Origin of the sequence: Flavobacterium lipolyticum, from assembly GCF_020905335.1 — a bacterium.
In the GTDB taxonomy this organism is placed as follows: Bacteria; Bacteroidota; Bacteroidia; order Flavobacteriales; family Flavobacteriaceae; genus Flavobacterium; species Flavobacterium lipolyticum.
On the sequence record NZ_JAJJMN010000001.1, the window covers coordinates 2742941 to 2755887 of the forward strand.

General features: G+C 35.3%; 14 protein-coding genes. 8 read left to right on the top strand and 6 right to left on the bottom strand.

The genetic code is table 11. The features are described from left to right. Positions 1-91 precede the first annotated feature (91 nt). The 6 genes from LNQ34_RS11960 to serB all read left to right on the top strand — a co-directional run bounded on the left by LNQ34_RS11960 (position 92) and on the right by serB (position 3851). Positions 92-496 carry an SRPBCC domain-containing protein gene (locus tag LNQ34_RS11960; protein ID WP_229999886.1) on the top strand — a complete coding sequence of 135 codons (405 nt, stop codon included), beginning with the start codon at positions 92-94 and terminating at the stop codon, positions 494-496. 56 nt (positions 497-552) lie between these two features. Next, positions 553-957 (top strand): SRPBCC family protein, encoded by a 405-nt coding sequence (locus tag LNQ34_RS11965; RefSeq protein ID WP_202701201.1) that lies wholly within the window; start codon positions 553-555, stop codon positions 955-957. A gap of 90 nt (positions 958-1047) precedes the next feature. Further along, positions 1048-1455, top strand: a complete 408-nt coding sequence (locus tag LNQ34_RS11970) for a VOC family protein (RefSeq protein WP_202701203.1) — start codon at positions 1048-1050, stop codon at positions 1453-1455. A 2-nt stretch (positions 1456-1457) separates the two neighbouring features. After that, positions 1458-1895, top strand: a complete 438-nt coding sequence (locus tag LNQ34_RS11975; RefSeq protein ID WP_202701205.1) for an SRPBCC domain-containing protein — start codon at positions 1458-1460, stop codon at positions 1893-1895. A gap of 31 nt (positions 1896-1926) precedes the next feature. Then, positions 1927-2370 (top strand): VOC family protein, encoded by a 444-nt coding sequence (locus LNQ34_RS11980; RefSeq protein ID WP_202701207.1) that lies wholly within the window; start codon positions 1927-1929, stop codon positions 2368-2370. Between the two features lie 251 nt (positions 2371-2621). Beyond that, the gene (serB, locus tag LNQ34_RS11985) at positions 2622-3851 is read left to right on the top strand and encodes a phosphoserine phosphatase SerB (RefSeq protein WP_202701209.1); all 1230 of its coding nucleotides are present in this window, start codon (positions 2622-2624) and stop codon (positions 3849-3851) included. A 241-nt stretch (positions 3852-4092) separates the two neighbouring features. Here the strand turns inward: serB and LNQ34_RS11990 are convergent, their stop codons facing one another. From LNQ34_RS11990 to LNQ34_RS12010, 5 genes are all read right to left on the bottom strand, one after another. Then, positions 4093-4338, bottom strand: a complete 246-nt coding sequence (locus LNQ34_RS11990) for a redox-active disulfide protein 2 (protein WP_229999888.1) — start codon at positions 4336-4338, stop codon at positions 4093-4095. Between the two features lie 43 nt (positions 4339-4381). Then, entirely contained in the window at positions 4382-4978 is a 597-nt protein-coding gene (locus LNQ34_RS11995; protein ID WP_229999890.1) for a Zn-dependent protease, read from the bottom strand. Then, complete coding sequence (locus LNQ34_RS12000) at positions 4975-5349, bottom strand: hypothetical protein (protein WP_229999891.1); 375 nt, start codon at positions 5347-5349, stop codon at positions 4975-4977. Before LNQ34_RS12000 ends, LNQ34_RS11995 begins: the two co-directional genes overlap by 4 nt. A 451-nt stretch (positions 5350-5800) precedes the next feature. Next, entirely contained in the window at positions 5801-6412 is a 612-nt protein-coding gene (locus tag LNQ34_RS12005) for a hypothetical protein (protein WP_229999893.1), read from the bottom strand. A gap of 2 nt (positions 6413-6414) precedes the next feature. Continuing rightward, the gene (locus tag LNQ34_RS12010; protein ID WP_202701217.1) at positions 6415-7923 is read right to left on the bottom strand and encodes a GH3 auxin-responsive promoter family protein; all 1509 of its coding nucleotides are present in this window, start codon (positions 7921-7923) and stop codon (positions 6415-6417) included. Between the two features lie 249 nt (positions 7924-8172). Between LNQ34_RS12010 and LNQ34_RS12015 the strand changes: the two genes are divergently transcribed. Both LNQ34_RS12015 and LNQ34_RS12020 read left to right on the top strand, forming a co-directional pair. Further along, positions 8173-8967 (top strand): DUF2797 domain-containing protein, encoded by a 795-nt coding sequence (locus LNQ34_RS12015; protein WP_202701218.1) that lies wholly within the window; start codon positions 8173-8175, stop codon positions 8965-8967. Positions 8968-9209: 242 nt separating this feature from the next. Further along, complete coding sequence (locus LNQ34_RS12020; protein ID WP_229999895.1) at positions 9210-10289, top strand: glycosyltransferase family 9 protein; 1080 nt, start codon at positions 9210-9212, stop codon at positions 10287-10289. Between the two features lie 46 nt (positions 10290-10335). On the opposite strand, the gene LNQ34_RS12025 is transcribed toward LNQ34_RS12020, so the two are convergent. After that, positions 10336-12930, bottom strand: coding sequence for an AsmA family protein (locus LNQ34_RS12025; protein WP_229999897.1), 2595 nt, complete (start codon positions 12928-12930; stop codon positions 10336-10338). Between the last annotated feature and the right edge of the window lie 17 nt (positions 12931-12947).

The following is a 12947-nucleotide window of genomic DNA, read 5'->3' on the forward strand; positions in this document are numbered from 1 at the left end:
ATGTAACTTAAAGCTAATGCTAAAAAACTAAATTTGCTTTAAATAATTTGTAATTTTATAAAGAAAGATCTTTGATTTTAATAAATAAACAATGATAACCGTACAAAACACGATTAACGCAGCTGTAAACAAAGTCTGGAAATTTTGGACAGCGCCGGAACATATTGTAAGATGGAGTTTTGGTTCTCCGGACTGGTACACCCCTCATGCCGAAAATGATTTGAAGGCTGGAGGTAAATTCAAATATACGATGGCTGCGAAAGACGGAACTGCCACTTTTGATTTTGAAGGAGTTTATATCCGGGTAGAAACTTTTGTATTAATAGAGTATAAACTATCCGATAACAGAACCGGAAGTGTTCATTTTAAAGAAAGTGATGAAAAAGTAATTCTCACAGAAGTATTTCAACCTGAAACAGAAAACCCTGAAAACATGCAGCAGCAATGGTGTCAGGCTGTGATTGACTGTTTTAAAGAGTATGTTGAGAATAACTAAATAAAAAACGAAACAAGAACCAATTTTAAAAATATAATTTAAAAAAAAGAAACAAAATGATAACAGTACAAAACACGATTAATGCATCAGTAGACAAAGTTTGGGAATTTTGGACAGCACCGGAACACATTACAAAATGGAATTTTGCTTCTCCGGATTGGCATACACCTCATGCTGAAAATGATCTGAGAGTTGGAGGGAAATTTACATCAACTATGGCAGCAAAAGACGGCAGTATGAGTTTCGATTTTGGAGGAGAGTACACTGTAGTAGAGCAGAATAAAGCGATTGAATACATTTTAGAAGATGGAAGAAAAGTTGAAATTACTTTTAAAGAAACACCGAGCGGAGTTGAGGTAATTGAAAAATTTGATCCCGAAACAGAAAACTCTGAAGAAATGCAGCGTGGAGGCTGGCAAGCCATCATGGATAATTTTAAAAGTTATACCGAAAGTAATTAGTTTTTTTAGGCTCAAAGGTTCAAAGAAGCAAAGTGACAAAGGCACTGATTGACACCACAGAGATAGAATTTAATTTTAAAAAGAGTTACAATGACAAAACAAATTTGGCTGAATTTGCCAGTAAAAGAGGTGGCAAAATCAAAGGCTTTTTTTTCGGAAATAGGATTCTCTTTTAATGAAGAACACGACACACCAAAGTCAACTTGTATGGTGATTGGAGAAGGAAAATTTGTAGTAATGCTTTTTGAAGAAAAATTGTTTACCAGTTTTTCTCATAATCAACTAACAGATACTAAAACAAGTACAGAAGTTCTGATCTCGATTGATGCTGAAAGTACTGCTGAAGTAGATGAACTGGCAAGGAAAGTTAAACAAGCCGGAGGAACTGTTTTTGCTCCACCGTCAGAAAGCCAAGGATGGATGTACGGCTGCGGTTTTGCAGATTTAGACGGTCATCGATGGAATGTTTTATTTATGGATTTTAGTAAACTATCATGAGTATGGAAACATTAGAATTTAAAATTAGAATTAAAGCCCCGATAGAAAAAGTTTGGGCAGTTTTATGGGACGAGGAAACGTATAAGAAGTGGACAGGATCTTTTTGCGAAGGTTCATATGCCATAAGTAAATGGAATCAGGGCGATAAAATACATTTCTTGTCTCCAAATGGAGAAGGAATGAACAGTGTCATTGAAACGAAAATTCCAAATGAGTATATGGCTTTTAAACATATAGGCGAAATTAAAGACTTTAAAGAATTGCCTCTTGACGAAGAAACCAAAAAATGGACAGGTGCTATGGAAACGTATCGATTGACAGCCGATGACGAATTTACTGATTTGGTAGCTCAGGTAGATGTAGTCGAAAAATACATCGATTATTTTAAGGAAGCATTTCCAAAGGGACTGGAGACCGCTAAAGAACTCTCAGAAAAATAAAAAACAAACAACAAACAAAAAAACAAATATCATGGCAACAGCAGTAAACCCTTATTTAATTTTTAACGGAAATTGCGAAGAAGCATTTCTGTTTTATCAATCCGTTTTTGGAGGAGAATTTCCGTATATCGGAAGATTTAATGAAATGCCGGAAGGCGAGGAAGGATGTGGTGCTCCGGTATCTGAAAAAGATGCTAACCGAATCATGCACGTCTCATTGCCAATTGGAAACACCATCCTGATGGGAAGCGACAGCAGTGAGCAATCCGGAGATGTAACCTTTGGAGGTAATTTCTCCATTTCCATAAATGTGGACAGTGCAGCAGAAGGAGATCGTATTTTTAACGGACTTTCGGCAGGAGGGACTGTTTATATGCCGATGGCAAAAACCTTTTGGGGAGCTTATTTTGGAATGTTCAAAGATAAGTTTGATGTAAGCTGGATGGTTAACTTTGATGAAAACCAGGCAGGTTAAAAACAACTTCTTATATTTTATCACTATACAAAAGATTTCAGGGATTCACCATTTTAATCCTTGAAATCTGTGATAAAAAAACAATTCAGAGATCGAAAAAGTTAGGTTATTCCAATCCCTGAACATTATTGTTAAATTACTCCAAAAAGCACAGTATTAGGTGTTTTTTGTTTTTAAAAAACAAGCAATATCCTTTTTTATCAACATTAGATTGCCGATTTTTGTCGCTTCGTAAAATCAATAAACATAAAATGGCAACAGAAGATAAAGAGATTATTTTATTAAAAGTTTCAGGACATGATAAAATAGGAGTAACAGCAGGTTTAACCGCTGTATTGGCAACTTATGATGCAAATATTTTAGATATTGGTCAGGCTGATATTCATGATACACTTTCTCTGGGAATTTTATTTGAAATTCAGGCAGGTTCCTCTTCCGGCCCCGTTTTAAAAGATTTATTGTTCAAAGCTTATGAATTAGAAATTAAAGTAAAATTTATTCCAATTTCTATCGAGGATTACGAAAAGTGGGTGAAATCACAATCCAAACAACGTTATATTATCAATATTTTGGGCGAAAAACTGGCTGCTTCTCAATTGGCTGCCGTAACCAAAATAATGTCGGCCCAAAATCTGAACATTGATTCTATCATAAGATTAACAGGAAGAACTTCTATTGTAGATCTGGAAGAATATCCTCGTTCCTGCATACAATTGTCCGTGACCGGAGAGATCGTAAATAAGATTGACATGACAGCAAGTTTTATGGAAATTTCCAGAACTTTAAATGTGGATATTTCCTTTCAGGAAGACAATATTTACAGACGAAACAGGCGTTTAGTTTGCTTCGATATGGATTCGACTTTAATTCAGACCGAAGTAATCGACGAACTGGCTGAGCTGAACGGAGTGGGAGATCAGGTTAGAGCTATCACAGAATCAGCAATGAATGGCGAGATTGACTTCAACGAAAGTTTCAAACAGCGTATGGCATTGCTCGAAGGATTGAGCGAAGATGTTTTGCAGAATGTAGCCCTCAATTTACCAATTACAAAAGGAGCGCACCGCTTAATGAAAGCCCTGAAATATTATGGATACAAAACCGCAATTTTGTCCGGAGGATTTACCTATTTTGGTGAGTATCTTCAAAAAGAATTGGGCATCGATTATGTTCATGCCAATAAATTAGAGATAAAAGACGGTAAACTTACCGGAAAATATATAGGCGATATTGTAGACGGTCAAAAGAAGGCCGAATACCTTAAAGCAATCGCCGACAAAGAAGGAATTCACATCAACCAGACCATTGCGGTTGGAGATGGTGCCAATGATTTGCCAATGATCAATTTAGCAGGTTTGGGAATCGCTTTTCATGCCAAACCAAAAGTAAAAGAAAATGCAGCAACGTCAATTTCAAGTTTGGGTCTTGACGGAGTTTTGTATTTATTAGGCTACCATGACAGGTATATCGATATGATGTAAATCTATTGTCGTGAGCGAAGTCGAAGCCCTTTTAATGCCGAAAGGAACTTTGATTTTGATCATTTTGGTCAGGCTGAGCGAAGTCGAAGCTATGGGCATGCTCCGCTGAAAAAGCGGATTGAGCTCCGTTGCGCACGAGCAAAGCGAACTGAAGAAGAGAAAATCCTTTTGTGTCCGTCGCGGCGGACACAAAAGGATTTTCTCTTCTATCCCTCATGGGTTGCATTGGAATTACAGTTTCTTATTTCTCTCTGGATTTCAATTCAGTTTTAATGTCTTTTGAAGTCTTAAAAATTAAAAGAAGTAGCGGTAGCAAGGCAATAGGAACAATTTGAACAGCGCTAAATCCTTTTAAAAATACAAGGTAGATGTTAGCGATAATTAATAAAAGAAAAATTACGGCAAATGCATACGCGGCTGATTTTGATACTTTTTCGCTTTTACGTAACTCTTCAGTAGTCATTTCACTAAATTTTTTGTTGCTCATTTTATGTTGGTTTTGGGTTAATTGAATAGCGTATTTTGAGATTTTAGGTCGCAGGATGGTTTAGTTTCCACCCCTTTCCTATTAAATACTTTTTACATTTTAAGCAAAAATTGGTTTCTTCATCTAAATGATTTTTTCCTTCAGCATCTCTCATTAAACATGTTTTTACAGGACAATGAGGCAGACCTTCGGTATGACCTAATTCGTGCAAAACAACTTTGTAAAATTGTACTTCTTTATTTCTTTTGCTGAGCCTAAAATCAGAAACGACGCAGGATTTTCCCGGATGATACCCCAGTCCCATAACGCCCCAATCCTTGTTTTTACCTTTGGTAACGCTAATGTCGCTGTTGGATAAGCCCACAATTACAGAATCTTTGCCCACATTCTCTTTGATGGTTTTAATTATAGTGTCGGCACGATACCTGTTTCGGGCTTGGTAAAATGCATTTTTCGGGAAGGGAATATTGGCTCTTAAAACAACATTAGGGTTAATCGTTTTGATTTTATTGAAGACACTTTTTGCCTGTTCAATATTGAAATCTCCTAAAGGTTGAATAACGATTATTTTTTGATGCTGCTCTTTTGTATTGGTACAAGAAATAAAAATAAAAAGTAGAATCAGAATGGCATTTTTCATTTTGTAGATTCTAAGCACGTTAATTCAATATTCTTAATGGCTCCCAGAGGGGCAACTTTGATGGCATTGTTTTTTGGAGTAAGATAAAAATAGTAAGCACTATTAACATCGATCAAAAAAATGGTTTCTGTTTCTCCTGTGTTAAAGGTGAGTTTTTGTTCGTATTGCAGTTTATTCGACTTAATTTTTTCTGCGATTTTGTACCCTTCACCAATTCCTAAACCAAGGAAAAAACTTAACAGTCCAATTCCAATCGAAATTAAAAAAAAATGTTTCAGCTTGCTCTTGATCTCTATGTCTGAGAATTTATTGCCATCCGGTTTGGTGCCGATTATTTTTTTGCCCAGCTTTTGTTGCGATGCTTGTAGCATAAGCTGATAAAAAGTATGATAAAAACAGCAAAAACAATTAGACTTAAAATGATAATTGGATTCGCTGTTAGATCAGCAATGGGGCTGACAAGAATATCCATAATGGTTGAATATTTCAGAATGTTTATTTTCAATTGGAAAAAGAAAACGCATTCTTTTAAAATTCCCAGCACGACAAGAAACAGATAACCTATTGGAAGTAAATTCTGGATTTTTTCTATTGATTTCATTCGAATTAACGCGGTTTTTGATTGAGGTTCTTCTTTTATAAGTCGTTTTGTTTTGACTAGCCTCCTGCTTTAGTTGGAGAAATAAAGATTGAAACAAGTTGAGACTTTAGCCAAATATGTTTAGCAAAGTAGAATTTGGCTAAAGCCAAGTTTAGATATATTTTGTACCACTATCTAAAGCTTGTGTCAATCGAGATTGGGTAATTCTATTAGCTTTTTAATTACAATAGTCTATTTATTTCAAAATTTGATTTATACTCCGCATATTCAGAAGAGTTAATGATTTCCATGTCTTTTAACCAATTAATCCGATTATAAAAATCATGTTCTGAAAAGATATTATCAAAATTTGTATATTTTTCCTTAAGATAAATTCTTGTATTTGTTTTAATCTTTTCAATAAACTCTAAAACATTTTTCTCCTGAGGTATATCCCGGTAGAAAACAAGAGTTGTTTGTCCTCCGGTTAAATATATGTCGTCTTGATGTTGTTTAAAATATGCTATTGAAGCTATTGTCCCCCAGATTATATAATTGAATATTAAGGTTCCTTGATTAACTTGAGTAGTGAAAATATATAAAATTGTCAAAGCAATTATAAGAGTAATGCAAACGCAAAAAAAAAGTTTTCCAGGAATAGTATTATCTGATCTATAGTGTATATCAAATCCCAATTGATCTAGTTTTACTTCGTATTTATCATTTTTCCGAAGTGACTTTACATCTACAATTATTTTGTTATCCTTCAATATAAATTTTCGAGAGTTAATTCCTCTCTTTTGCAATAAATCTACTTCTGTCATAATTTGTTCGTGAAAATTTATGGTAGGCATTTTTACATCTCTTTCAGCTGTTCCAAATAATCCCTCTGATTCGAAAGTCTTGGAATTTTATGTTGTCCTCCTAATTTGTCCCGCTCTTTTAGCCAGTCGTAAAACAGGTTCTCACGTGCCACGTTAATCACTAGCGGATTTAAAGTCATATTGTTATGACGTTTGGCTTCGTAATCCGAATTTAAAGTTTGTAGTGTTTCATCCAGCACTTTTTGGAAAAGCCCCACATCGGCAGGTTTTTTCTTGAATTCGATCATCCATTCGTGGGCTCCTTTTTCCTTGTCCTGCATAAAAATAGGCGCAACGGTGTAATCGATCACTTCGGTGTGAGTCAGTTGACAGGCTTTGGCAATGGCCTGATCGGTATTTTCGACCATTAATTCTTCGCCGAAAACATTAATATGATGTTTCGTTCTGCCTGTTACTCTGATTCTGTATGGATTTAGAGAAGTAAAACGAACCGTATCCCCAATCAAATAACGCCATAAACCGGAATTCGTCGTAATGACAATTGCATAGTTCTTATTTAGTTCAACATCAGCCAGACGAATTACTTTTTGATTTGGAGTTCCAAACGTATCCATCGATATGAATTCATAGAAAATGCCATAATCCAGCATCAGCAATAAATCACTCGAATTGTTTAAATCCTGAATGGCAAAAAAGCCTTCAGAAGCATTGTATATTTCGTAGTACCTGAAATCTTTGCTTGGTAAAATATTTTTGTATTGCTCTTTATAAGGAGAGAAGCTTACACCTCCATGGAAATAAACTTCCAGATTAGGCCAGAGATCTAAGAGACTTTCTTTTCCTGTATTTTCTAAAACTTTATTCATTAAAACCAGCATCCATGACGGTACGCCCGCAAAACTGGTTACATTTTCGTTTTTTGTTTCATTTATAATGGCAGCAATTTTAGATTCCCATTCGCTCATCAGCGAAGTTTTACTGCTCGGAGTACTGCTAAACTCGGCCCAGATTGGCATGTTTTCAATCAGAATAGCGGATAAATCTCCAAAGAACGTATTGTTGTTCTCGTAGATCTGAGAACTTCCGCCCAGACGAAGACTTTTGCCCAGGAACAATTCTGAATCCTCATTGTTGTTGAGGTACAAACAAAGCAAATCTTTACTTCCTTTATAATGACAATCCTCGAGAGCTTCATTACTCACAGGAATAAATTTACTTTTGGCATTCGTAGTTCCGCTCGATTTAGCAAACCATTTTATTGGTGTTTCCCAAAATACATTCTGTTCCCCCTGACGCGTACGTTCAATCAATGGCTGAAGCTCCTCATAAGTAGCAATCGGTACTCTTTCAGCAAAAGTCTGATACGAATTAATCGATTCAAAATCATACTGTTTCCCTATAATAGTATTTTCTGAAGCGGTCAGCAAATTGTGCAACAGTTCTTCCTGAACTTCATTCGGATATTTTAGAAAAAGTTCTATTTGATGTATCCTTTGTTTTAGGACCCACGAAGCGAAAGAGTTGATTATTGATAAGGGCATGGGTGAAATTTATATTTTAGATTGCTGATTGTAGATTTTAGATTTTACAATTCGCGTAAAATCAGGAACCTTAAAATTTGAATATCGAAAGACAAATAGTAACTTTGCCGTTGTATCAAAAATAGTGTTTTTTTGTAAAAAATAACATGCTATTTTTATTAAACATTCCGGTTCGGCTGAATTTTAACTCTTAAAATTCAGAATTCAGACCGACAAATCTAAAATCTACAATCAGCAATCTAAATTCTAATGACATATCAAGGCGTACTTACAAAAATGCAAACTGAAATGGGGGCTCCAATTCAGTATTATTTGGTATTTGAAGACAGTTTTTTAAACATGAATCAATTACTGAACAAAGAAATTGAGATTAATTTCGTCGGGTTTGAATGTCTGAATTGCCACAAGAAGAAAAAGATCTACCGTCAGGGATTTTGTTATGAGTGTTTTTACTCAAGCCCTGCTGTTGGAGATTGGATTATGCGACCGGAACTCAGTACTGCGCACTTAGGAATTGCAGACCGTGATTTGGAGTACGAACAGAAAGTACAGCTTCAGCCTCATGTGGTATATCTGGCTTTGGCAAGTGAGGTAAAAGTTGGGGTAACGCGTAAAACTCAAGTTCCAACACGCTGGATCGATCAGGGAGCCACGCAGGCTATTGCGATTGTTGAGGTTCCAAACCGATATTTAGCCGGAATTACTGAGGTGGCATTAAAAGACCATTATACTGATAAAACAAACTGGAGAAAGATGCTTCAAAATACAGGTGAAAGTTTCGACCTGCTGGCTGAAAAGGCAAAAGTAGAAAGTTTGATTCCGGCAGAAGTACAGGAATATTTTTATACCCAAAAAAATGATCTGTATGAATTGCAGTATCCCGTTTTAAATTATCCGACTAAAGTAACCAGTCTGAATCTGGATAAAACCCCAACTTTTCAGGGGAAATTAACCGGAATCAAAGGACAATATTTAATCTTTGAGAACGGAACTGTTTTTAATGTCAGAGGTTCGGAAGGTTATGTGGTTAGTATTGCCGTTTAACATTTAAAGAAAGAAAAACACTATATAAGGAATTGTTTGTTAGTGTTTTAGTATATTTATAATACTGTTTTAGTAAAATTGTAATTTGAATGTTGAAACATTTGATTACAATTTTATAATAATTATTTATTAGAAGATTTTAATTTTAAATCTAAAGAGAACCTAGTTTAGCAAAAAGCGAAATGAAAGTTTTTTTTTGAATTTCCAAGGACAAATATTTAATTAATAAATGGATTATAAAGATGAGTGTTTTAAAACGAATAAATGTGGTCAGGCGCAGCGTAATGCACCGTCTCACTAAGAACATCGGAAAGCCAAGGTCAGAGCAGCATATTGTTTTAGTGGATAAAACAGAAATTAGGCGGGTCCTGATCTGCAGGCCAAATGCCAGACTCGGAAACTTATTATTGATTACGCCGCTTGTTCAGGAAGTCAACGATATGTTTCCAAATTGTAAAGTCGATTTGTTTGTTAAGGGAGCTTTAGCTCTGGTCATTTTTGGAAATTATCAAAACATCAATAAGGTTATTGGTTTGCCTAAAAAACCGTTCAAAAGCTTATTGGAATATCTGAATGTCTGGATTTCAATAAAAACACAAAAATACGATGTTGCGATCAACGTAGATCAAAACTCTTCTTCAGGACGTTTAGCAGTCCAATTCTCTAATGCTAAATATAAATTTTACGGAGATTTAAATGATGAATCTCAACTTGTAAAAAAAGACTACGATCATATTGCGAAATATCCCGTTTATAACTTCCGAAATTATTTAACGAAACTTGGATTAGCAAAAAGCAACAAAATAATAGCCCCGATTGACCTTAAACTATCTTCTGCCGAAATTGCTAACGGAAAGAAAATTTTGAATGACTTAGTGCCTGATTCTAAAAGAACCATCTGTATTTTTACGTATGCGACAGGAGCAAAATGCTTGTCGGAAGAGTGGTGGGAGAACTTTTACAGGCAACTTAAAGAGGAATATAAAGACTATAATATTATCGAGATCCTGCCTGTAGAAAATGTTTCGCAAATTGCATTTCAGGCACCTACATTTTACAGTAAAGATATTCGCGAAATAGGGTCGGTAATTGCCAATACTGATTTGTTTATTGGAGCTGATAGCGGAATCATGCATTTAGCCAGTGCGGTTCAGACTCCAACGATTGGGCTTTTCTCGGTCTCAAACCTTAAAAAATATGAACCTTACGACAATTGCAGTATCGGAATAGATATTAATTTGCAGACTAAAAAGGATTATGTAAAAATCATAAACTCCATCCTGAACAATGGAAAACTTAATACTATAGGACAAGCAATTTAAAATTATAAGAAACAAAAAAAAGGCATCCGTAGATGCCTTTTTTTATTTAGTTTTTCTTCTTAAACAAGCCATTGATTAAGTCACTGGCTTTTTTAGTAACCTCTTGAGTTTTTTGCTCTTTTTCGGTAGCGGCAGCTTTAGTGGTATCTTTAGCTTTAGTGTTTTTATTGATAAAATCATTAAGAGCTGAAGTTCCTTTTTGAGTCAGTTTGTCTCTTTGCTGATTCGCAACCTGCGTAGCCAGACTGGTCACAGCACTTTTCATATCCGTTGATACTTTTGGATGCGAGAAATTACCCGTAAGCATAGCATTTATTGGGATGTTTTGCAGCTTTGCAGCATCTGCAGGAGACATTTTAGCAAGGAAGGCATTGGCTTCATTTCCTAAGTATTTTGCCGGAACATCTAATTTTAAATTATAGTTCATCGTTTGATCGAAACCATGAGTTCCGCCAATTGTAATTTTAATGTCCTGATATTTGATGTCAAATGGTTTTACGCTCACTTTTCCGTTATCAAATGTTAGAGCCGCTTTAATATCATTCAGGTTTATTTTATTAGGATCAATAAATTTCAGGTTAGAAGTTAAGGCATTGATAACGGTTGAATTTTTAGAATTTACAGTAGTTGAAAGTAGCTGTCCCAAAAGATCTCCTGAGATTGATTTTAGATCCGGAGTCAATTCCTTATCGTCTAAGTTTCCGTTTAATTTTATAGTCGAATTTAATTTTCCGTTGATGATTCCTGCCAAAGGAGCAATTTTTTTCATCATGTCTAATTGCGTAAAAGTCTGCGCAATATCCACCTGATTGAAACCTAAATTCATGTCAAAAGTTGGCACTTTTGTTTTGGTAGAAACAGCTCCGTTAAGACCAATTGTTCCTCCAAAAATAGAAGTTTTAAAGTTTTCTAAGGTAGCTTTTTCGTCCTTAACGATTAATCGACCCGAAACGTCTTTTAGTTTCAGATTGTCGTATAAAACCGTTGTAGCTTTAGCATTTAAAGTACAATTTAAAAAGGCTGGAATCTTCATCGCTTCAGTAGGTTTTGCAGCTGCCTTTTCTGTAGCAGGAGTTCCTGAAGTCATAAAATCATTCACTGCCAGCTGATTTGAACTCATATTGAAGTTTCCTCTTAGTTCTTGTTTTTTGAACATGAAACCATAGAAATTTTCGAGTACTCCGTTAATGCTTAAATCACTTTTTCCGGTTGTGGCGTCAAATTTTTTCAGGTTGATGGTACTCGGATTGAACTCGACCAATCCCGTACTGATGTTCATTGATTTATTGTTTTCGTCCGTATATTTAAATCCGGACAGACTCATGGTTCCGGCATTTTTAATATTTTGGTATTGACTTTTTTCAACAGAAGCCATATCAAATTGTGTAGTCACATCAGCTTTTAAAATACCGGCAAGAGGTTTGTCCATTTTAATTGGATAAGCTTTAGAAAGATTCGCCAGATTGATGGTTCCTTTCAAGGCCGCGTTCACGATAGGGTTTTGCGTGATGTTTTTGATATTAGCTTTGGCGTTAAAAACATCCTGATCGATTCGGAAGGAAAGTTTATCCAAATTAACATAAGTATCGTTCAGGATTCCCGTTTCGTTGATGATTTTCGTGTCAATCACAATATTCTGAACCGATTTTGGAAGGTTTGGATATTGAAACGAAGCATTGTTGGAAGCAATTGCTACATTAAACTTAGGAACAGTAGTCTCGGTTAATTCACCTTTAGCAAAACCGGCTACAGTAAAATCTCCGGTAGTTTTTACACCGTCCAGACTTGAAGCATAAGCAGAAGGAATCAGTCCTAAGAAATTCGTAAAGGATGAAGTGGGAGTCTTAAACTTCAGATCATAAATTTGTCCGGCATCCACCATCTGAATAAACCCGTCAAATTCCAAAGGCAATTGATTGATTAAAGCTTTATTCTCCTTAAAGGTATATTTGCTTTTTTCAAGGTCAATTCCCAATACAGCGTCTAAAGTCAGTTTTACATTTTTCATGTAATTGATCTTATCCATATCCAAAGAAACATTAGCAACTGACTTTGTTGTTAAATCTAATTTTGAATTGGTAAAATCGCCTGTTCCTTCATGGTTCAAACTGTCAATGACCATTTTTATTTTAGATCCCTGATCGATGTATCTGAAAGTGAAATTTTCGATTTTATAATTTTGAATTTTCAGTGAAAGCGGTTTGCTTTTGTCGTCTTTCACGTCCTTTTCTTTATCTTTTAGGGCAATGTCAAAATTACCAACACCGTCTTTGTTGAAAATAATATTCACCAGACCATTGGTAGAGCTGATTCCCTGTATGTTTAAAGGTTCTTCTTTTCCCTTGAAAAGTTCCTTAATGCTCATTTTTAAATTCAGCTCGCCTAATGAAACCAAAGTATCTCCTTCAAATGGGGCTTTATTGATGATCACCAGTTTTTCGATTCCCACAGTGGCATTTGGAAAGTTTTTAAACAAACTTAGATCGGCATCTGTAAAACTTACCTTCGCATCAACACTTTTGTTGATCGCTTCTGAGATTTTAGCTTTTATTTGATCTTTAAAGAAATACGGAATGGCAAATAAGGCCGCTACAAGGACTACAAGAACTATAGCTGTTATTTTTAAAATTTTCTTTACCATATAAATAAATTTGAGGG

What these genes read in the sequence shown, in the direction of transcription:
- LNQ34_RS11960 (WP_229999886.1), top strand. Translation starts at nt 92, where the DNA reads ATGATAACCGTACAAAACACGATTAACGCAGCTGTAAACAAAGTCTGG.
- LNQ34_RS11965 (WP_202701201.1), top strand. Translation starts at nt 553, where the DNA reads ATGATAACAGTACAAAACACGATTAATGCATCAGTAGACAAAGTTTGG.
- LNQ34_RS11970 (WP_202701203.1), top strand. Translation starts at nt 1,048, where the DNA reads ATGACAAAACAAATTTGGCTGAATTTGCCAGTAAAAGAGGTGGCAAAA.
- LNQ34_RS11975 (WP_202701205.1), top strand. Translation starts at nt 1,458, where the DNA reads ATGGAAACATTAGAATTTAAAATTAGAATTAAAGCCCCGATAGAAAAA.
- LNQ34_RS11980 (WP_202701207.1), top strand. Translation starts at nt 1,927, where the DNA reads ATGGCAACAGCAGTAAACCCTTATTTAATTTTTAACGGAAATTGCGAA.
- serB (WP_202701209.1), top strand. Translation starts at nt 2,622, where the DNA reads ATGGCAACAGAAGATAAAGAGATTATTTTATTAAAAGTTTCAGGACAT.
- LNQ34_RS11990 (WP_229999888.1), bottom strand. Translation starts at nt 4,338, where the DNA reads ATGAGCAACAAAAAATTTAGTGAAATGACTACTGAAGAGTTACGTAAA.
- LNQ34_RS11995 (WP_229999890.1), bottom strand. Translation starts at nt 4,978, where the DNA reads ATGAAAAATGCCATTCTGATTCTACTTTTTATTTTTATTTCTTGTACC.
- LNQ34_RS12000 (WP_229999891.1), bottom strand. Translation starts at nt 5,349, where the DNA reads ATGCTACAAGCATCGCAACAAAAGCTGGGCAAAAAAATAATCGGCACC.
- LNQ34_RS12005 (WP_229999893.1), bottom strand. Translation starts at nt 6,412, where the DNA reads ATGCCTACCATAAATTTTCACGAACAAATTATGACAGAAGTAGATTTA.
- LNQ34_RS12010 (WP_202701217.1), bottom strand. Translation starts at nt 7,923, where the DNA reads ATGCCCTTATCAATAATCAACTCTTTCGCTTCGTGGGTCCTAAAACAA.
- LNQ34_RS12015 (WP_202701218.1), top strand. Translation starts at nt 8,173, where the DNA reads ATGACATATCAAGGCGTACTTACAAAAATGCAAACTGAAATGGGGGCT.
- LNQ34_RS12020 (WP_229999895.1), top strand. Translation starts at nt 9,210, where the DNA reads ATGAGTGTTTTAAAACGAATAAATGTGGTCAGGCGCAGCGTAATGCAC.
- LNQ34_RS12025 (WP_229999897.1), bottom strand. Translation starts at nt 12,930, where the DNA reads ATGGTAAAGAAAATTTTAAAAATAACAGCTATAGTTCTTGTAGTCCTT.